The organism is Dokdonia genika (genome assembly GCF_042652845.1).
GTDB lineage: Bacteria > Bacteroidota > Bacteroidia > Flavobacteriales > Flavobacteriaceae > Dokdonia > Dokdonia donghaensis.
The window spans coordinates 1-20462 of record NZ_JBHSHB010000023.1 but is presented as its reverse complement, the minus strand read 5'-3'; the positions used below and the strand labels follow the sequence as shown (position 1 = coordinate 20462).

Here is a 20462-nt window from a genome sequence, read left to right as displayed (position 1 = left end):
AATAGATTGCATACTAAAAAAACCGCTTATGAAAACGCACAAAAAACCGCTAACTAGCCAGCTCTCGTGGCTACTTGCACTATGCCTAATACTAGCATTTACACCAAGTACCTATGCCCAAAAAATCACAAACTATTTAGAAGTAAAAGGAAAAATAGCCGAATCTGAGTCCAAAGATGAAATCGCCAAGGCAACCGTTACTCTTATGGGAACTAACCTAAGCACTGTATCAAATAATGAAGGTGAGTTTGCTTTAAAAATACCAGCAAAAGACGCAAATAAGCAGCTCAAAATTACCGCGCTTGGCTTTAATGAAAAGATTATTCTATTACCAGAAAATCTCAAAAAGCCACTCAAAATTAAACTCGATTATAGCATCATAAATCTTGATCCAGCAAATCTTGTTGCCTATACAGATGCAAAGGCCCTTGTAAAAAAAGTACTCAATAAAAGAAAAGATAATTACCTAGGTAATGAGACCGTAATGACTGCATTTTATAGAGAGACCATAAAAAAACGCAGTAAAAATGCATCGCTGGCAGAAGCCGTTGTAAATATCTATAAGCAACCTAATGCAAACAGCAAGAAGGATCAAATAAGACTTGTAAAATCAAGAAAAGACACAGATTACTCTAAGCTAGATACCATCGCCCTTAAACTACAAGGAGGTCCTTTTAGCACGTTATATGTAGACGTGATGAAGTATCCAGAATATATCTTTAGCCCTGAAACGATGGATGCTTACACCTTTAGATTTGGCAAAATATCAGAAATTAATGGTGAGAATGTATTTGTCATACGATTTAAGCAACGCGGGGAGGTTCTTACACCTCTATATGAAGGCAATTTATATATAGGAGCCACCAGCCTTGCACTTGTAAAAGCAACCTATGCGCTCAAACTTGATAATACAGACGAGGTAAATAAAATGTTTGTGCGCCGCAAACCGAGTGACGTAAAAATAAAACCACGCAACATTTCTTATGAAGTTAATTATCGCGAGAAAAATGGCAGGTGGGTTTATGGATATAGCAAAGCAGATCTCTCATTTGAGGTAAAGAAAAAGCGACGCTTTTTTAAATCCATCTATACACTCTCTTGTGAGATGGCTGTTACAGACTGGCAACTCGCCCCAGCAAATGCATCTTGGGAAGGTGATGATGAGATAGATGAATATATCATTATGGCAGATCAAAACCTAGGTTTTGGTGATCCAGAATTCTGGGGAACATACAATGTAATTGAACCAGAAAAATCTATAGAGTCTGCGATTAAAAAAATACAGCGCAGGCTAGAACGCTCAGAAGATCGAGCCTCACTAGGCGGTAAATAACCCGTACGTTAATAACTCATAATAAGTAGAAACACCTTTCGTTGTAGAAAACGATAGGTGTTTTTATTTTGCTTAAACTTTGCAAGAGACTTTTTACGCTTTCGCGAAAGCGTAATCACCACCAGCATAAGCACCTTACAATTATCACTTAGTAAACTAGATGTATGAAACAGTATCACGACTTAATGAAGCACGTACTCGCCGAAGGTAACTTTAAAGGCGATCGCACCGGTACAGGAACAAAAAGTGTATTTGGGTATCAAATGCGTTTTGACCTCTCAGAAGGCTTCCCGATGGTTACTACAAAAAAGCTACACCTTAAATCTATCATCTATGAGCTTTTATGGTTTTTACAAGGTGATACTAATGTGAAGTATTTACAAGAAAATGGTGTGCGCATCTGGAATGAGTGGGCAGATGAGAATGGAGACCTAGGTCCCGTTTATGGTTACCAGTGGCGCAACTGGAATGGTGACGAGATAGACCAGATAAAAGATATTGTAGAGACACTTAAAAAGAATCCTAATAGCCGCAGAATGCTGGTAAGCGCTTGGAACCCTTCTGTAATGCCAGATACCTCTGTCTCTTTTTCTGAAAATGTTGCAAATGGTAAGGCTGCCCTACCTCCTTGTCACGCATTTTTTCAATTTTATGTAGCAGATGGAAAGCTAAGTTGCCAGCTATACCAGCGCAGTGCAGATATCTTTTTAGGAGTTCCGTTTAATATAGCTAGCTACGCACTATTTACAATGATGATGGCGCAGGTATGTGGCTATGAGGCTGGAGATTTTATTCACACCTTTGGCGATGCACATATTTACAGTAATCATATGGAACAAGTTGAGCTTCAATTATCAAGAGAAATTCGTACTTTACCTACTTTGAAAATAAATCCTGAGATAAAAGACATCTTTGGCTTTACTTTTGATGACTTTACTTTAGAAAATTACAATCCGCATCCTCATATTAAAGGAGCTGTTGCGGTATAACCTCAAATTAACCTACTTACAACAATGAAAATATTACTATTTGCCCTTGCTTTTTTTGCTGCATTTACAACTATGAGCGCTCAAGAAGGCGTGACTATGAGAAAGTCTACCACTCTTAAAGTTGCAGAGGTACCACCTACGTGGCCAGGATGTACTGGGTCTATCAATCAAAAAAACAATTGTTTACGCCAGAAACTAGCAGGACATATTGTTAAGAATTTTAAATTTCCATCAGACTATGTAAAAGGTAAGGTGGCAATTGATATGTTTATAAACAAAGAAGGTAAGCCTGTGATACGATCTGTAAAAGGCGGGTCTCCAGGAGTACAAAAAGAAGTAAAAAGAGTGATTATGATGATGCCTCAAGTAATTCCCGGCAATATGGGAGGAACAAAAAAGGATAGCGATCTTAAACTTGCATTTACTTTGTAAGGCTGTAAGAACATACACTATTATAAAGCGAGGAGCAAAAGAGATTTTGCTCCTCGCTTTATTTATAGCTATCTCAATAGTAAATAGTTATCGGTGTTTTCCATATCCTCCTACTTTAATAGATATATTTATCACTCATCATCAAAACAACATTTATGAATCGCTTGATAACTATACTCGTACTACTTGTATGTGCCACCTCTTTACAGGCACAATCTTACTCAGACAGCAAAGAATATTTTTACGGCTCGCAAGCCGGTGTAAAAGCCTTTGAGCGCCCTCCCATCTGGCCTGGCTGTAATTTTGAGAATATATATAAACTGAGAAGGTGTTTTGACGAATCTTTAAGTGAGCATATAGCGACCAATTTTAAAATTCCATACGATCTTATGGAAAAACTAGAGTATAAGAAGGTTACAGTAAACTTTTATGTTCAAAAAGATGGGTCTATTAGAATACGAAGTATAAAGGGAGGAATACCAGAAATAAAAGAACTGGCCAAAAAAGTCATCTTATCTATTCCAGAAATTAAACCTGGAGAACTAGGAGGTAAAAAAGTAGCTGCAGAATATACAATACCCATCACCTATTAATACTACCTACCTACTCGATTAAACTTGGTGTATCATTTAACCTAAATATTAACATTTTGCCAAATGAGGTCATAAAATTTTACACACACTTAAAAACCCGTAACTTTATGTGACTTATAATTGTCACCGCTATGATTGTTACAGAAAATTTACTTGAGTTTTTTCTTGAAACTCGACAGCACACAGAGCGCCTGTGTAAACCACTTGAGATAGAAGACTATGTTGTACAACCCATAGTAGATGTCTCGCCACCTAAGTGGCACCTAGGTCACACTACGTGGTTTTTTGAAGAGTTTATTCTAAAACATCATAAAGAAGGTTACACACTTTTTAGCGATGACTTTGCTTTTGTTTTTAATAGCTATTATGAGAGTGTGGGTAAGCGTGTTGTGCGCACAGACAGAGGTAATCTATCCAGACCCACGGTAGATCAAGTATATGCTTACAGAAAATATGTGACAGAGGCCCTTAAGGATCTTCTAGAAGGAGACGTTTCGGCAGAGGTGACCAAGTTACTTACCATAGGCATACATCACGAGAAACAACATCAAGAGCTACTTGCTACAGATATAAAATATATACTAGGCAATAACCCACTTATGCCTGTTTACGGAGGAGATATTAGCTTTCGCGAAAGCGTAAAAGAAATCCCACAATCACAATGGACCCATATAACCGAAGGTGTATATGAAATAGGACATAACACTACAGATTTTTGCTATGATAATGAGCTGGGGCGTCATAAAGTATACCTACACGACTATGCAATATCTAATACTCTTGTAACAAACGGTGAGTGGATAGCTTTTATAGAAGCTGGAGGATATAATAAAACATTGCTCTGGCACGCCGAAGGCTGGGACTGGGTTCAAAAAAACAATATAGAATGTCCTATGTACTGGCATAAAGTAGGTGATAAATGGTATCACTACACACTAGAAAAAGGCTTACAAGAAATAGACAAGAGTGCCTCTCTAGCTCATATCTCATACTACGAGGCATTTGCTTATGCACAATACAAAGGTCTACGCTTACCTACAGAATTTGAGTGGGAAGTAGCAAGTAAACATCTAGACTGGGGAGACCGCTGGGAGTGGACAGAAAGTGCCTACCTACCCTACCCTGGCTATAAAAAAGAAGAAGGAGCACTGGGAGAATATAATGGTAAGTTTATGGTAAACCAGAAGGTCTTAAGAGGTGGCTCTGTCGCAACATCTAGTAAACATACACGACACACCTACCGCAACTTTTTTCAAACTGGATTGCGATGGCAATTTACAGGACTACGCCTAGCAAAATAATAGTAAGTTATTACCATACTACACGACCATTACATATATGACACAAACTAAACCAACTATATCAACCGCATTTCATAAAGAAGTTGAAGAAGGACTTACGGCATTTCCAAAATATCTTTCTTCAAAATTTATATATGATAAGAAGGGAGACAAGCTCTTTCAAGATATTATGGCAATGCCTAGCTACTACCTCACAGATTGTGAGTATGAAATTTTTGAAACACATAAAACTGCCATTGCACAAGCTTTTACAAGTAAAAGCGGCTTTGAGCTTATAGAACTAGGGGCTGGTGACGGGAAGAAAACAAAGATTTTACTAGAACACCTAGTAACTCGCGGAGACACTTTTACTTACCTCCCTATAGACATCAGTCAGAATGCGCTAGACGGGCTAGAAGAAAGTATGAATATCGATTTACCGCAAGTAGATATAAAACCACAACAGGGCACCTATTTTGACGTACTAGAAGGGCTAGCAAATTACAACTCTCGTAAAAAAGTAATTGTAGTACTAGGCTCAAACATAGGGAACCTTTTACACCCGCAAGCTATAGACTTTTTATCAAATATTAAAAAAGCAATGAGCCCGGGAGATTTACTTTTTATGGGGTTTGACCAGAAAAAGAATCCGCAGGTGATACTTGATGCTTATAATGACCCAGAAGGTATTACCGCTGCTTTTAATAAAAACCTACTGCACCGCATTAATGATGAGATGGATGGTACTTTTAATCCAGACCAGTTTAAACACTGGGAGGTTTACGACCCAGAAACAGGAACTGCAAAGAGCTATCTCGTGAGTAAGCAAGATCAAGATGTACGTATTAACGCTCTAGATCTTGATGTACACTTTAATGCCTGGGAGACCATACATACAGAGATAAGCCAGAAGTATGACGACAGCATTGTAGAGTGGCTTGCAAATGAGTCTGGGCTTAATATTATAAACGACTTTGCAGATAGTAAGGGATATTACAAGAACTATTTATTTGAAAAGAAATAAGAGTACGCTTTCGCGAAAGCGTAACAACATCTAAAAAAAAGAATTATGAAAGCAATATGGAACAACGAAGTAATAGCAGAAAGTGATGATACGATAGTGATAGAAAACAATCACTATTTTCCGCACGAGGCTATAAAGAAAGAATATTTTAAATCTAGTGATTTACACAGTACCTGCCCGTGGAAAGGTAAGGCATCATATTACTCAATAGAGGTAAATGGAAAAGAAAATACTGATGCCGCTTGGTATTATCCAGAAGTAAGTGAGCTAGCAAAAAGTATAGAGAATAGGGTTGCCTTCTGGCGTGGTGTCGAGGTAGTAGAGTAATTCTATATTTCTGTAATGTAAAAAAAGCCATTTTCTAACCGAAAATGGCTTTTTGCACTATAAGTTGGGGGAAAACTTAACGTTATAATTCTAAAACACTGTTTTCGGCAGCGGCATAATCATTCCATTGGTAACCATCTGCAGCTTCTTCATTTACCCACTCTCCATCTACTACATATTTAAACTCGTATGACTTTTCTGTAGGGATATCAAAAGTTCCTTTAAAGGTTCCGTTCTTAAGTTTTTTAAGAGGTGTTGTGGTATCCCAGTTATTAAAATCACCTGCTACGGCAACCGTATCTGCCTCTGCAGCAGCAATCGCAAAGGTTACTTTACAAACAGGCTTTGTTTTTAAAAATTTCTTAGTAAGCGCCATAATTCTTTGTTTTTGATAAAGTACAAAGATAGGACTAGAACACTATAAAAAACAGATAATCAGACTATTGAGTGTATTATTCACGATTTAATAATATTGCACCTCTTAAAATTGATATCTAGTAAATCGAAAACGTTTGCAGACATCATAAATTGATAATATGGTGATTAATTAACACCTCAATCACATAAAATTTACAGTAAAAACCACAAAACAAAGGAATTATGACTTAATGACTTCAAGTAAATGTGCTAGATCATCTTCTGTATTAAAGTAATGAAAACCTACCCGCACGCCTTCACCTCGCACCATCGTAAGTATATCTTGGTTTTTTAGTTTTATTATAGTTTGGTCGTCTCCTTTTATATTAAAAAATGTACCGTGACTCTCGCGCTCTGCAATTGCTTTTGAAAGAAGTCCATTTTCTAAAAACATCTCTTTGGCCTTGAGATTTATATCCTTAATTCTCTTATCTATAACACTCATACCAAGTTGATTTATAACATCTATTGCTACTCCTAGACTTCCATAATTGAGCGTGTCTTGGTGTCCCGGCTCAAAACGGCCTAAAAAATTCCCTTCTTGAGGCTTATACTTACCTTGTACAGAATTAAAACCTGTTGTGCTAGGTGCAACACGGTCTACAATACTTTCTTTAAACAAGAAAAAGCCATTACCGTACCCAGCATTCATCCACTTATAGGTACTCGCACCTATAGCATCTAGTGCAGAGTTATCAAAATCAAACACCTCTGTACCTACGTACTGTGTAGCATCTGCAAGAAATAATGTATCAGGATACAGCGCTTTTAAATCTTTAAGAAACCCTTGGTTTATTTTTAACCCATCCAGCCACTGCACAAGTGAGAATGCAAAAATATCTGGCGTATCTTTCTTAAAAGCTTCTGCAACGACCTCTTCAAGATTAGAACTAATCTGGGTGTACTTAATATCAAAATCTCTACTCTCAAAAGGCCAGTTTATAGATGGGTAATCTCCTTCTAGCAACAGTACCTTTTTGTGTGTTTTTATACCTTCAAGTAGTGTATTAAAACCGTATGAAAAATTAGGAACAAGGGCTACTCTATTTGCCTCGCAAGAAAAAAGCTTGCCTACCTTCTCACGCACACTTCCTAGTATCTTACCTTGATTTTCTTTAAGCAAGCTACCTTGTACGAGAAAATCAAGATCGTGTTCTTGCCTCCACTCCATTACTGGCACAGATAATAAACCAGAAGATGGCGTATTGAGATAGGTATACTGGCTTAGGATTGGGAAGAGTTTGGCAAAATTTTTCATAAGCTATTTTTAAAATGACGTTCTAAAAGGCTAATTTTATATGATTATATAAAGGTCGCATTTTATGGCACTATTCTCAAAGAAAACAACAACATCTATAGATCCAGTTCAAAAAGAACTTATAGAAAACGCTCAAGCTCGCGTAAGGCAAAAGAAAAACCTATACAGGCACTTTGTAGCTTTTCTAGCAGGCGCAATACTTCTTATTGTAATTAATCAAGTGCTCAATGTAGGTGAAGAGTTTAAACCTTTTGAGACTCCTTGGTTTGTATGGGCCATTCTTATATGGACATTCTTCTTTCTAATACATCTCATAAACGTCATTGTAATGAGCAAGTTTATGAATAAGGAGTGGGAACAAAAACACCTAGACAGACTCGTAGCCAAACAAAAACTACGCATCGCAGAGCTAGAAGAAGGTGTGCAAGTATCGCACCCTTTACCAGAAAAAAAAAGTCCAATCTTAACAGACCCAAACACCTCACTAGACAACCAGAATACTCCCCTATGATAACAATGATAGCAGCTGCTGCCGAAAATAATGCACTGGGTAAAAATGGTGACATACCCTGGCATCTTCCAGATGATTTTCGTCATTTTAAAAAACTCACCACAGGTCACCATATTATTATGGGACGTAAAACCTGGGAGTCTTTCCCAAAACCGCTACCTAATAGAACACACGTAGTCATTACAAGAGATAAGCAATACAACGCACCAGGTGCTACCGTTGTGCATTCCCTAGAAGATGCGCTGGCATTTTGTAAGCAAGAGGCTCACACATTTATTATAGGCGGTGGCGAGATTTATAAACTAGGTATGCCATATGCCACACATATAGAACTTACCCGAGTACATAACGAGTATGCGGCAGATGCGTTTTTTCCAGAAATACCAGAGAGTGAGTGGCAACTTGTAAACAGTACCTTTCACGATGTAGATGATAAACATAAAAGCGGCTTTACTTTTCAAAGCTGGAAGAGAAAGTAGAGCAAAGAACTTATACGTAGTTTTGAGTACGCTTTCGCGAAAGCGTATATCTCCTCATTGAGTCTCTCTCATTTTGTACTTTTACACCTACTAACGAATATAAATTTATGAAAGCATATATATTTCCAGGTCAAGGTGCTCAGTTCTCAGGAATGGGATTAGACATTTTTGAAAAATACCCAGATGCTCAAGATCTTTTTTTAAAGGCAAATGATATTTTAGGTTTTAATATTACTGATGTAATGTTTGAAGGAACTGCAGAGGATCTCAAAGAAACTAAAGTAACACAGCCGGCTATCTTTATACATTCTATAGCACTTAAATCTGTTATGACAGATTTTGAACCGGCAATGGTGGCTGGTCACTCACTAGGAGAATTTTCTGCCCTTGTAGCAAGTGGCGCATTAAGTTTTGAAGATGGATTAAAGCTTGTGAGCCAGCGTGCACAGGCTATGCAAAAAGCTTGTGAGACACAGCCATCTACTATGGCAGCCGTATTAGGTCTAGAAGACGCCGTGGTAGAAGAGGTGTGTGAGCAAACACCAGGAGTTGTAGTAGCCGCAAATTATAATTGCCCAGGCCAGCTTGTAATATCTGGAGAGATAGAAGCCATAAATAAAGCCTGTGAGACTATGAAAGAAAAAGGTGCACGTAGAGCGCTTGTGCTTCCTGTAGGAGGAGCTTTTCACTCACCTATGATGGAGCCAGCTAGAGAAGAACTAGCCGCGGCTATAGAGGCAACCAAGTTTACAAAACCTATATGCCCTATATACCAGAATGTAACTGCTAGCGCTATAACAGATGCTAGCCAAATACAGGCAAACTTAATAGCACAACTTACCGCTCCAGTAAGATGGACACAAACCATACAGCAAATGATTGCAGATGGTGGTACAGAGTTTATAGAAGTAGGTCCTGGCAAAGTGTTACAAGGCCTTATGAGAAAAATAAACAGAGATGTAGCTGCAAGTAGCGCTATACTACCTCAATAGTATTACTCTATTTTACAACATAAAAAAAACCAGCCTAACAGCTGGTTTTTTTATTTATGATGGTTAAGTGTCTTCTTAGTGACCTGTCGCCTTCTTTACTTTATCTACAGCTCCGTTTGCAGCATCTTTTGTTGCATTTGCAGCGTTATTTGCAGCGTCTTTTGTTGCGTCTACAGCATTGTTTGCAGCATCTTTAGTTGCATCAATAGCGTTGTTTGCAGCATCCTTAGTTGCATTTGCAGCATCTTTAGCTCCCTCTACTGTTGCATCTGCAGCATTTTCGATAGCGTTTCCTGTTGCATCTACGGCATCTCCTGCAGCGTTTGCAGCGTCATTTGCAGCATCTTTTACAGAGTTACCAGCGCTCTCAAGAGCATCACCAGTTGCGTTTGCAGCATCATTTGCAGCATTTTCAACAGCGTTTCCAGCTTCATTTGCTTTTTCTTGTACTTCTCTACAAGAAACTGCTCCTACGATAAGGGCTAGTGCAGCAACATTTAATAATAATTTTTTCATAATAGAAATTTGTTTAGATAGTTGTGAGGTGCAAATTTAACATAATTTCACATTTAATCAGCAATATTAGATATTCACTACTATCTTTAACCGATAAAAAACATAAATACATCGACAATCTGTCTTACACAACACTTGTTTTTAAAATGTTATGTTCTTTATACGTCCAAAGTGCTGAAAAAGATGTTTTTAGATAAAATAATTTTTATTTGGAAATATTCCTAATTTTCATACATTTACCGTATGGGAACAAATGATTTACCTTCAGAAATACGTAGATTTAAAGAAGTGCGTGAAGATCACGACTTCACACAAGCAGAGTTTGCCGAAAAATTAGGCATAAAAAATAGTACTGCAGATATAGAGCGTGGCCGTACAAAACTCTCTGGCCAAGTTATTACAGAGTTACTGCGCCTTTTTCAAATAAACCCACTATGGATTTACGGTTACAGTAAACAGAAGCACCTTAACCCAGATAAAGGAGACATAAGTCCTAAGGTTGTCATAGTAGATAAGGAGGATAATGAAAATATGGTTTTAGTAAATCAAAAAGCCGCTGCGGGTTATCCTAATAATATTGCAGATGTAGAGTGGTATCAAAACCTGCCTGCCTTTGACTTCCCTATACCTCAATACCGTAATGCTACTTATAGAGGTTTTCAAGTAGAGGGCGACAGTATGCTCCCTAACTTTAGACCAGAAGACTGGGTACTTGCAAAAGGTGTAGAAAGTCTTGAGTATGCTAGTGATAATAAAGTATATGTCATTGTTATGCAAGATGCTGTAGTGGTAAAAAAACTACAAAAACTTCCAGATTCATCTCGTGTACTTCTTATATCAAGCAATGAAGATTATGCACCTTATGAGGTTGCCGTAAGCGACATACAGGAAATATGGCAAGTAAATAGTAAGCTCACTTTTAATCTAGATGAAGGTAGTAGTAACAGCCTACTTAAAGAGCTACAACAGTCTATGCTTGAACTCAAAGCGCAGATGACAGAATTTAAAGCATAAAAAAAGGATAATACAATAACTTGTATTATCCTTTTTACGTGCCGTTACAAAACAGACTAATAATCTGTTTTAATTTTAACCTCTCCATCTTCATCTACCTTTACTTTGGTCTCAGAACCGTCTACATTTTCTGTTTTTAATTTATAACCGTCGTCTGTATTTTTTTCTTTTATCTCAGCGGCATTTTCTTTTGCTTCTTCTATAGCCTGCTCTGCTTCTGTTTTCTTCTCTTTACAAGAGGTTAATGATACAGCCATAATACCTAGAGCAATTGCTCCTATTTTTATTGTTTTCATAATCATATTGGTTTAGTGTACTACAAATGTAGATTGATTAATAAGGCTTCACGCACAAAGCTTTACCAATAAGCTCTAAAGTTACGTTAACATTTGCCTCCCATACTTACTATATAACCTACAACTGTTAATTTTAAAGTAAAAATGAACTTTCAAGATACCTACGATTTTCTCGAAAAACTTCAACAAAACAACTCTAAAGAGTGGATGGATACTCATCGCAAAGAGTATCACCATATTAGAGACAACCATATAAACTGGCTCAACAAACTTAATGCGAAGCTGGCGGAAGTAGATGGAGCGTATTTCGACACACCTGGTAAAAAGGCTATAAACCGTATCAATAACAATCTAATGTTTCACCCCAACAAGCCTATTTACAAAGACCATATAGGCGCAGGACTGGACCAAAGAACTAAACAAGGGGATTTTTACATTGAGATAGGTCTTAAACATAATCTTGTAGCCGGTGGTTACTGGAAGCCTAAAAAAGAAATTCTAGATAGTATACGCGATGCTATAGATTATAACGGAGAAGAACTCAAAGCTATATTAGAAAAACCTAGCTTTATAAAGGCATTTGGAAACCTATGGGGTCAAGATAAACTAAAAACCGCACCAAAGGGTTTTTCTAAGGACCACCCCCATATTGACTTACTTAGGTATAAAACATTTGCAGTGGAGACTACGCTTTCGCGAAAGCAAGTTTTATCAAAAGATTTTGATGCACTACTTATTGAAATGTATAAAGAGATGCTACCTTTTAGAAGATACTTGAGAGAAGCCGTATCTGTGCTTACTTAATTGCTGTCTTTGATATAGTCTATTACAGCTCGCGTAGCCCCAGTATTACTATTTACAAAATGCCCTGCAATCATACCTGTCTGAGCTCTAAACTTATCATCACTGAGTAGTTTATTGAGTCGCTCGTCAAATTGATCTTGACTCGCAACCGCATATAATCCAGCAAGCTGCTGGAGTATTTTTGCCTCGGGAAATTTATTAAAATGAGGACCTATAAGAATAGGCACTCCAAAGGTCGCAGGTTCTAAAATATTATGTAATCCTGTATTCCCCATAGCACCGCCTACATAAGCTACATCTGCATAACTATAGATTTTAGTAAGAAGTCCTATCGTATCAACTATAAGTACATCATAATCTTTTAGAGTATTTACATTCATTGTAGAGTAACGCGCGACTCTAGCGGTACAAGCTCCTATAAATGCTGATATTTTTTCTTCTTTAATCTCGTGTGGAGCGATAATAAATTTCGCCTTGCCTTCGTGATTGTTTATGTAGTCTATAATTAGTTTATCATCTTCTGGCCAAGTGCTTCCGCATACCAGACAGAGATTATCTTTCTTAAATTGTGAAACAAAATCAAGTGTATTATCCATTGTAAGCTGCTGGCTCACTCTGTCAAAACGAGTATCTCCACTTATTGTATAATTTTGAAATCCTAGCTTTTCTAAAGCTTCGGCAGAGTTTTGATCTTGTAAAAAGAAATGCTCAAAACTCTCTAATGATTTGATCATCCATTTACCATAAGGTTTAAAAAAAGGCTGACTTTCTCTAAAGACTCCAGAAATCAAAAAGGTTCTAATCTTTCGGCGTTGTAGCTCTCTTAGGTAGTTAGGCCAGAATTCATACTTAACAAAAAAAACTGCTTCTGGTTTTATGGTATCTAAGTAGGTACTAACGTTTGATGTGGTGTCTAGTGGTAGGTAGATGGTCGCTTTCGCGAAAGCGTTATTTTTCTTTATTTCATAGCCAGAGGGAGAGAAGAAGCTTATCACCCACTGGTGGTCTGGATAATGCTCAGTAAGGGCTTTTAATATAGGTACACCCTGCTCATATTCTCCCAGGGAAGCGGCGTGCATCCACAACGTTTTCTTTCCAGTTATGAGCTCGGCATTTAAAAACTTGATAGTATCCTTTCTACCTGTAATAGACTTTTGAAGCTTTTTATTAAAATTTCCAGCAAGCGGTAATACAGCCTGGACTAACCTCATTAATAAAGAATACAGTGTGTGCATAGGTCAAAAATACACTTTGTATTTAAATAGGTCTGAGTAGGAGATGGAGATTTTGTATTTTTGTTTCCAATAAAATTAGCGACATTTATTAATAACTTAATATAAAAAGGCAACTTGCCTTTCAAACTTCTAGGATGAAAAAAATACAAATGGTCGATCTTCAAGGCCAATACGCAACGATAAAAGAACAAGTAGATAATAGTATTGCAGAGGTGATTGCAAATACCGCTTTTATAAATGGTCCTGAGGTTAAAAAATTTCAAACTGAGCTTGAAGAATATCTAGGCGTAAAGCACGTAATACCCTGTGCAAATGGTACTGATGCCCTTCAAATTGCAATGATGGGATTGGGTCTAGAGCAAGGAGATGAGGTCATCACGGCAGATTTTACTTTTGCAGCTACTGTAGAGGTAATTGCCCTTTTAAAACTTACTCCGGTTCTTGTAGATGTTGATTCGGTAGATTTTAATATCGACATTGAAGCTATTAGGAGAGCTATCACACCAAAAACAAAGGCTATTGTGCCTGTTCACCTTTTTGGTAGAGCAGCAAATATGGATGCTATTATGGATCTAGCAAAAGAACACGACCTCTTTGTTATAGAAGATAACGCACAAGGTATAGGTTCATACTACACAGGTCGTGATGGTAAGAAAACAAAAACTGGAGGAATAGGTCACGTAGGTACAACATCATTTTTCCCTTCAAAAAATTTAGGTTGCTATGGTGATGGCGGTGCAATTTTTACAAATGACGATGATCTTGCTCATACCATAAGAGGTGTGGTAAATCACGGTATGTACGTACGATACCACCACGATGTAGTAGGGGTAAACAGTAGACTGGACTCTATACAAGCAGCAGTTTTAAGAGCAAAACTGCCACATCTAGACTCATATAACAAAGCGAGACGCGATGCTGCACGCAAGTATACAGAAGCCTTTATGAGTAATAAAAAGATTATTACGCCTATAGTTTGTGATAGTTGTGATTGCCACGTTTTTCACCAGTATACACTACGAGTAGTAGACACAGATCGTGATGCTCTCGTAGCACACCTTAATGAGAATGGGATACCTTGCGGCGTGTACTACCCTATCCCACTGCACAGCCAGAAAGCTTATAAAGATGAGCGATATAATGAGGCAGACTTCCCTGTGACTAATGCTATTGTAAAAGACTGTATATCTCTACCTATGCACACAGAGCTAGAAGACGACCAGATTGCTTTTATAACTAAAACCGTGATTGACTTTGTAAATAAATAATCTATGAAATATACGCTATCCCTTCTACTTGCTTGCCTTGTGAGTATGACCACTTTTGCACAAGAGACGTTACTACATTGTGGTAAAATAATAGATACTCAAAATGGTAAAGTTTTAAAGGAGCAAACCATTACCGTGCTAGGTAATCAAATTGTGAGTGTTGAGAAGGGGTACGCTTCCGCGAAAAGTGGACAAAAAGTAATTGATCTTAAAACCAAAACGGTAATGCCTGGTTTTATAGATATGCACGTGCACATAGAGGGCGAGACAAACCCGAAGCAGTATCTTGAGACTTTTACTAAGAATGAGGCAGACATAGCCTTTACAGCAGCCGAAATTGCAGAAAGAACATTACTCTCAGGCTTTACAACAGTAAGAGATCTAGGCGGTTCTGGAGTAAATGTATCCTTAAGAAATGCTATTAACTCAGGAACCACTCGAGGTCCTCGTATTTATACTGCCGAAAAGGCCATAGGAACCACAGGAGGCCACGCAGATCCTACTAATGGTTTTAAAAAGGTAAATATGGGCGACCCTGGTCCAGCCCAAGGTGTTATAAACAGTGTAGATGACGCAAGAAAGGCGGTAAGGCAACGCTATAAGAATGGTGCTGACCTTATAAAAATCACAGCCACCGGAGGTGTTCTTAGTGTGAGTAAAAATGGTGATAACCCACAATTTAGACAAGAAGAGGTAGATGAGATTGTACGCACTGCAAAGGAGTACGGAATGCACGTAGCTGCACACGCACACGGTAAAGAAGGGATGCAACGTGCTATTAAAGCGGGTGTACGGACCATTGAGCACGGCTCATTTATGGATGAAGAAACTGTGCAGCTTATGAAAAAACACAACACCTACCTCGTACCAACACTATCTGCAGGAAAGTACGTCGCTGCCAAGGCTAAAGTAAAAGGTTACTACCCAGACATCATAATTCCAAAAATTGAAAAGGTAAATACAACACTTAAAAAGACATTTACAATGGTTGCAAAATCTGGTGTAAATATTGCTTTTGGGACAGATGCGGGTGTCTTTCCTCACGGTGAGAATGCAAAAGAGTTTAGATATATGGTAGATTATGGATGGAGCCCTATGTTTTCAATACAATCTGCAACTATTACAAACGGGAAACTTCTAGATATGGAAGGTAAACTAGGTGTACTAGCCCCAGGCTACCTCGCAGATATTATAGCTACAGACGATGACCCTACACAAAACATAGCAACCACAGAAAGTGTCTCTTTTGTTATGAAAGATGGATTAATCTATAAGCAATAAAGACGTAAGACTTTAAAAGAAGTAACTAGGCTAGGTAAAACTACCCTTAAAAACCCTCGCTCATTTCTGAGCGAGGGTTTTTAATTAAGTATAAATGACCTTTATTTTGTCACTATAATAAATTCAGACCTTCTGTTAAGTTGGTGCTCCTCTTCTGTACATTCTATACCATTACCACAAGCATTAGTAAGTTGGGTCTCTCCATATCCCCTACCAGTAAGGCGTGACATACTAATACCGCCCTGATCTACTATGTATCGTATTGTAGATACATTTCTACGCTGAGATAAACTCATATTATAAGCATCTGGAGCTCTACTATCTGTATGTGAGCGTACATCGATCTTAAGACTTGGGTACTCCCTCATTACTGCGATAACCTTCTCAAGCTCTAATGCGGCATCTGGACGAATGTTATGCTTATCAAAATCAAAGTAGATAGGATTAAGCTCTAGTGTCTTTGCAAGATCGTCTCCTACCTCTATCTTTAATGGTGGTTTTAAGTATAAATCTCTGTTTAAAACCAGCCCTACCTCTGATGTGGTGTTGACTATAGCCTCTGCTGGCTCATATGAAGACTTACTAGCACGTACTATGTATGATGTATTACAATCTACATCTGGAAAACTAAAACGCCCCGCATTGTCGCTTATTTTTGTCCCTACAACTTCATTTGCAATATTGCGCAACTCTACCGTAGCTTGAGGAAGTATCCTATCGGTCTTTACATCCTTTGTAATTCCTGTAATATTCTGAGCACAATCTGTAAGCAACTTTTGTTTACGCTCAAAACTATAAATATCATCATTACCAAGACCTGTAGCCCTACTAGAGGCAAAATAACCCGTGCCAAGCTCCTCGTTTAATATCAACCCAAAATCATCTGCACTACTGTTTACAGGCTTACCTACATTGTAAGAATCTCCTATACTACCAGCCGCGTCTAACATACTAACAAAAATATCAAGACCTCCTAAACCAAGATGCCCATCTGAAGCATAAAAAAGCTTGTTATCTGAACTGATAAAAGGAAACGTCTCTCTACCCTCGGTATTGATACGATCGCCAAGATTTACAGGCTCACCATAACTACCATCTCCATTAATGGTTACCATCCATAAATCACTTAAGCCTTTTGTACCAGGCCTATCTGAGGCAAAGTATAAAATATCTTCTTCAGGACTCAAAGCAGGGTGTGCAGTAGAAAACTCATCACTATTAAAAGGAAGCTCTACAGGAACAGACCAACCATCATTAGATTTTTCACTCACATATAACTTTAGCTTTGTTGTACCATCCTCATCTCTCTTTAACTTTGTCTTCTTTGAATAGTTATTTCTTGTAAAGTAAACAACATCTCCATTTTCAGTAAACACAGAAGTACTCTCGTGATAAGGAGTGTTTATCTCATCTGATAAACGATTAATAGTAGGATCATTAGTCTCTGTATCTCTTACAACAAAAAGATCTAAAAAAGGTTGATCGTTCCAATCGTGTATGTAGTCTCCAGTAGCTACTTCGCGATTTGAAGAAAAAACAAGATCCTCACCATAGTAACTAGGACCAAAATCTTGAAGCTCACTGTTAAAAGAAACCTTCCCAATGGTATATCTACCAGACTGTGCTTCGATTTCCTTAAGGTAATCACGCTCGGCTACATAACGCTCTGCTCGAGAATCATCTCCATTTAACCTATTAAAAATATCCATTTGAGTATCTGCCAGGTCATAGCGCTTCATACTCTTAAGAGACTGAGCATATCTAAAGTAATACTCAGCATTTGCAGCAAGCGTATCACTTTCTGAACCTAAAAGTTCACCATACCACTTTGCAGCCTGCTTATAATCGGCAGTGAGATAATAAGCATCACCTAGTTTCTTTAAAACCTCTGGTGATCTAAAACCCCTCTCTGCAACTCGTAAATATAAATTACGAGCATCTACAAAGGCATATTGATCAAAATTTTCAGTCGCTTCCCGTACCTTACCCTCTTGTGCCGTAACAGTAAAGCACAGCAAACACATTATTGATGCTAGTAAGCTCTTTAGTAATCTTTGTTTCATACAAAATAATTTTAGTCAGCTCTATTTAAACTAACGCTTTCGCGAAAGCAAAAAAATATTAATATATCTAATTAGAAGAATCTAGGGGAAATCAAACGTTTAGGTTTCTTTAAAATCTCAAACCTTAAAAACACCTCGTAACTACCGTTGTTAAACTGTTGTAACTCGGTAGTTTCACGATCATAAGCAAAGCCTATCATTAAACTATCTGTCACCTGAAAACCTACAAGACCACTTAAAGCAGCACTCCACCTATAAGCAGCACCTAAGGTTAATCTATCATATAATAAAGCATTTGCAGTAACATCTACTTGTAGTGGCGCTCCAGATACCCACTTTGCAATAGCAGCAGGTTTTAACTTAAAGTCTGGAGTAATATTAAAAACATAACCCGAAGTGAGGTAGTAGTTAATACGCTCGGTAGCGAGATAAGTAGCATTAGGATCGTTCGTGTTTTGGCTATCATCAAAGTGATCGGTCTCCAATAAATTTGGAGCACTTAAACCAGCATAAAAACGATCTGTAGAATAAAATAACCCCACTCCTATTTGAGGAGAAAACTGGTTGTCTATATTATTCTGAATAAGCGCATCACCATTCTGAAATGGCGAAGCCTCTGAATAGTTTACATCTAATAAGTGTACCCCTCCTTTTAATCCGAAACTAAGCTTACCAATATCTGATGTAGGTATTGAGTAACTAAAGGCAAGGTCTACATAGGTCTCACTGGTGATAAAAATATCATCTTGAACGATATTAAGACCTAAACCTACACGCTGAGAGTCTCCTATAGGAGAATGGATAGAAGCGGTTTGTGTACGAGGTGCGCCGTCAAGACCAACCCACTGGCTTCTGTGAAGACCCAGCACACTAACACCACCACGTGAACCCGCATAAGCAGGATTAATACTTAACGTATTATACATATACTGTGTATACTGTGCGTCTTGCTGGGCATTTAACTGAACTGTACTCAGCGTTAAAATGAGCAATGACACAACAAATATAGTGTTAAAACATTTTTTCATATTGCTTTATTTTAATCCGGTGTACTCTTACAAGTACACCGAATATTAGTATCTATTATTATCTGTTTAAGTATAAAGGTCCCGCAAGTTGCTGAAGTTTACCTGAAGCATTAGTATATTCTACAGTGTAGTAATACGTTCCTACTGGTAAAAGCTGATCGCCGTTTATAGTAGCACGACCATTACTCTCTCCTCTAAAGTACTGACCATCCTGACCATAACCTTTTACTCCATAAACCTCTACTCCCCAACGGTTGTAAATACGTACAGTATTGTTTGGATACTGCTCAATACCTCTTATGACAAATACATCATTTAAACCATCGCCATTAGGAGTCATTATATCAAATACTTCTAAACCATCGGTCGCATTAGGATTATTATTGTTAACCTCTAAGAAATCTGGTATTCCATTACCATTTTCATCACCTAATTCATCTCCGTTAGGTATACCATCACCATCACAATCTCCATCAAGGAAATCTTGACTCACGTTTACTGTCTGGCTTTCTACTTCAAGACTACAAGGATCATTAGGATTAGTTCCATCTACACCTTCTCTACCATCTAATACTCCATCTCCATCGGTATCAGGATTTGTTGGGTCGGTAGTATTACCATTAGGATCTGCAGGAGTATTTGGATTATCAATACCTGTTATTTCTTCCTCATTTGTTAACCCATCGTTATCACAATCTGCATTGTCAAACTCCGGTGTCGTTAGAAGTGTTTGACTATCTGCAACAAAATCACAAACATCAAACGGATTTGTACCATCTGCAATCTCATCTCCATTAGTAACTCCATCACCATCACAATCAAGGGTATCAAAATCACCTCCTACAGGCAGTGTAATACTACCAACTAAGAAATCACAAGGGTTATTAGGGTCTGTACCATCCTCTGCTTCATCTCCATCTGTCACTCCATCACCATCTGTATCAGCATTTGTAGGATCTGTTGTATTTCCATTTGGATCTGCAGGAGTATCAGGATCATCTATACCCGTTATTTCTTCACCATTATTTAAACCATCCATATCACAGTCAAGATCATTCCAAGCTTGAGTAGGATCAATAGATTGACTACTCACCTGTAAATCACAAGGATCATTAGGATCGGTCATATCTCCAGCTTCATCGCCATCGGTTACTCCATCTCCATCACTATCAGGATTCTGTGGATCTGTGGTATTACCATTTGGATCGTTTGGAGTTGATGGATCATCAATTCCAGTTATCTCCTCATTGTTAGTAAGACCATCCATATCACAATCTGCACTGTCATAAGCAGCATCAGTCATTTCTGTCTGGTTAGCTACC

General features: G+C 37.9%; 22 protein-coding genes. 14 read left to right on the top strand and 8 right to left on the bottom strand.

What is annotated here, in order from left to right:
- Positions 1–28: 28 nt before the first annotated feature.
- The 7 genes from ACFO5T_RS11290 (at position 29) to ACFO5T_RS11260 (ending at position 5978) form a co-directional block, all read left to right on the top strand.
- Positions 29–1333, top strand: a complete 1305-nt coding sequence (locus tag ACFO5T_RS11290; RefSeq protein ID WP_380034460.1) for a carboxypeptidase-like regulatory domain-containing protein — start codon at positions 29–31, stop codon at positions 1331–1333.
- A 164-nt stretch (positions 1334–1497) separates the two neighbouring features.
- Entirely contained in the window at positions 1498–2322 is an 825-nt protein-coding gene (locus ACFO5T_RS11285; protein ID WP_375253020.1) for a thymidylate synthase, read from the top strand.
- A 24-nt stretch (positions 2323–2346) separates the two neighbouring features.
- Entirely contained in the window at positions 2347–2754 is a 408-nt protein-coding gene (locus tag ACFO5T_RS11280; protein ID WP_375253019.1) for an energy transducer TonB, read from the top strand.
- Between the two features lie 155 nt (positions 2755–2909).
- A complete protein-coding gene (locus ACFO5T_RS11275; RefSeq protein WP_380034458.1) occupies positions 2910–3347 on the top strand; it encodes a hypothetical protein in 438 nt (145 codons plus the stop codon).
- 131 nt (positions 3348–3478) lie between these two features.
- Positions 3479–4648: an ergothioneine biosynthesis protein EgtB gene (gene egtB / locus ACFO5T_RS11270; RefSeq protein WP_380034456.1), complete on the top strand. Its 1170-nt coding sequence runs from the start codon at positions 3479–3481 to the stop codon at positions 4646–4648.
- 37 nt (positions 4649–4685) lie between these two features.
- Positions 4686–5651, top strand: coding sequence for an L-histidine N(alpha)-methyltransferase (locus ACFO5T_RS11265; protein WP_380034454.1), 966 nt, complete (start codon positions 4686–4688; stop codon positions 5649–5651).
- 45 nt (positions 5652–5696) lie between these two features.
- On the top strand, positions 5697–5978 hold the full coding sequence (locus ACFO5T_RS11260; protein ID WP_298353860.1) for a DUF427 domain-containing protein: 282 nt from the start codon (positions 5697–5699) through the stop codon (positions 5976–5978).
- An 82-nt stretch (positions 5979–6060) separates the two neighbouring features.
- Here the strand turns inward: ACFO5T_RS11260 and ACFO5T_RS11255 are convergent, their stop codons facing one another.
- Together ACFO5T_RS11255 and ACFO5T_RS11250 are read right to left on the bottom strand one after the other, a co-directional pair.
- Positions 6061–6354: an isoamylase early set domain-containing protein gene (locus ACFO5T_RS11255; protein WP_375253014.1), complete on the bottom strand. Its 294-nt coding sequence runs from the start codon at positions 6352–6354 to the stop codon at positions 6061–6063.
- 222 nt (positions 6355–6576) lie between these two features.
- Positions 6577–7653 (bottom strand): aminotransferase class V-fold PLP-dependent enzyme, encoded by a 1077-nt coding sequence (locus ACFO5T_RS11250; RefSeq protein ID WP_380034452.1) that lies wholly within the window; start codon positions 7651–7653, stop codon positions 6577–6579.
- A 64-nt stretch (positions 7654–7717) separates the two neighbouring features.
- Between ACFO5T_RS11250 and ACFO5T_RS11245 the strand changes: the two genes are divergently transcribed.
- From ACFO5T_RS11245 to fabD, 3 genes are all read left to right on the top strand, one after another.
- Entirely contained in the window at positions 7718–8164 is a 447-nt protein-coding gene (locus tag ACFO5T_RS11245; protein ID WP_035325720.1) for a 2TM domain-containing protein, read from the top strand.
- Complete coding sequence (locus ACFO5T_RS11240) at positions 8161–8643, top strand: dihydrofolate reductase (RefSeq protein ID WP_380034449.1); 483 nt, start codon at positions 8161–8163, stop codon at positions 8641–8643. The genes ACFO5T_RS11245 and ACFO5T_RS11240 overlap by 4 nt, the downstream gene beginning before the upstream one ends.
- A 107-nt stretch (positions 8644–8750) precedes the next feature.
- Positions 8751–9635 carry an ACP S-malonyltransferase gene (fabD, locus tag ACFO5T_RS11235; RefSeq protein ID WP_380034447.1) on the top strand — a complete coding sequence of 295 codons (885 nt, stop codon included), beginning with the start codon at positions 8751–8753 and terminating at the stop codon, positions 9633–9635.
- 75 nt (positions 9636–9710) lie between these two features.
- On the opposite strand, the gene ACFO5T_RS11230 is transcribed toward fabD, so the two are convergent.
- A complete protein-coding gene (locus ACFO5T_RS11230) occupies positions 9711–10151 on the bottom strand; it encodes a hypothetical protein (protein WP_380034445.1) in 441 nt (146 codons plus the stop codon).
- A gap of 243 nt (positions 10152–10394) precedes the next feature.
- Between ACFO5T_RS11230 and ACFO5T_RS11225 the strand changes: the two genes are divergently transcribed.
- A complete protein-coding gene (locus ACFO5T_RS11225; RefSeq protein ID WP_021778021.1) occupies positions 10395–11165 on the top strand; it encodes a LexA family transcriptional regulator in 771 nt (256 codons plus the stop codon).
- Between the two features lie 56 nt (positions 11166–11221).
- Here the strand turns inward: ACFO5T_RS11225 and ACFO5T_RS11220 are convergent, their stop codons facing one another.
- On the bottom strand, positions 11222–11461 hold the full coding sequence (locus ACFO5T_RS11220; protein ID WP_380034443.1) for a hypothetical protein: 240 nt from the start codon (positions 11459–11461) through the stop codon (positions 11222–11224).
- Positions 11462–11605: 144 nt separating this feature from the next.
- Here ACFO5T_RS11220 and ACFO5T_RS11215 point away from each other — a divergent pair, with 144 nt between their 5' ends.
- Complete coding sequence (locus ACFO5T_RS11215; RefSeq protein WP_380034441.1) at positions 11606–12265, top strand: DUF2461 domain-containing protein; 660 nt, start codon at positions 11606–11608, stop codon at positions 12263–12265.
- Here the strand turns inward: ACFO5T_RS11215 and ACFO5T_RS11210 are convergent.
- Positions 12262–13476: a 3-deoxy-D-manno-octulosonic acid transferase gene (locus ACFO5T_RS11210; RefSeq protein WP_380034439.1), complete on the bottom strand. Its 1215-nt coding sequence runs from the start codon at positions 13474–13476 to the stop codon at positions 12262–12264. The two genes, ACFO5T_RS11215 and ACFO5T_RS11210, sit on opposite strands and share 4 nt — an antisense overlap.
- Positions 13477–13634: 158 nt before the next feature.
- On the opposite strand from ACFO5T_RS11210, the gene ACFO5T_RS11205 reads away from it, so the two are divergent.
- Positions 13635–14768, top strand: a complete 1134-nt coding sequence (locus ACFO5T_RS11205) for a DegT/DnrJ/EryC1/StrS family aminotransferase (RefSeq protein ID WP_380034437.1) — start codon at positions 13635–13637, stop codon at positions 14766–14768.
- A gap of 3 nt (positions 14769–14771) precedes the next feature.
- Positions 14772–16049 carry a metal-dependent hydrolase family protein gene (locus ACFO5T_RS11200; RefSeq protein WP_380034435.1) on the top strand — a complete coding sequence of 426 codons (1278 nt, stop codon included), beginning with the start codon at positions 14772–14774 and terminating at the stop codon, positions 16047–16049.
- A gap of 101 nt (positions 16050–16150) precedes the next feature.
- Here the strand turns inward: ACFO5T_RS11200 and ACFO5T_RS11195 are convergent, their stop codons facing one another.
- The 3 genes from ACFO5T_RS11195 to ACFO5T_RS11185 all read right to left on the bottom strand — a co-directional run.
- Positions 16151–18112, bottom strand: a complete 1962-nt coding sequence (locus tag ACFO5T_RS11195) for an OmpA family protein (protein WP_380034433.1) — start codon at positions 18110–18112, stop codon at positions 16151–16153.
- Positions 18113–18183: 71 nt separating this feature from the next.
- Complete coding sequence (locus ACFO5T_RS11190; RefSeq protein WP_380034431.1) at positions 18184–19140, bottom strand: PorP/SprF family type IX secretion system membrane protein; 957 nt, start codon at positions 19138–19140, stop codon at positions 18184–18186.
- A 58-nt stretch (positions 19141–19198) separates the two neighbouring features.
- A partial coding sequence (locus tag ACFO5T_RS11185) for a T9SS type B sorting domain-containing protein (RefSeq protein WP_380034429.1) occupies positions 19199–20462 on the bottom strand: 1264 nt, incomplete at its 5' end.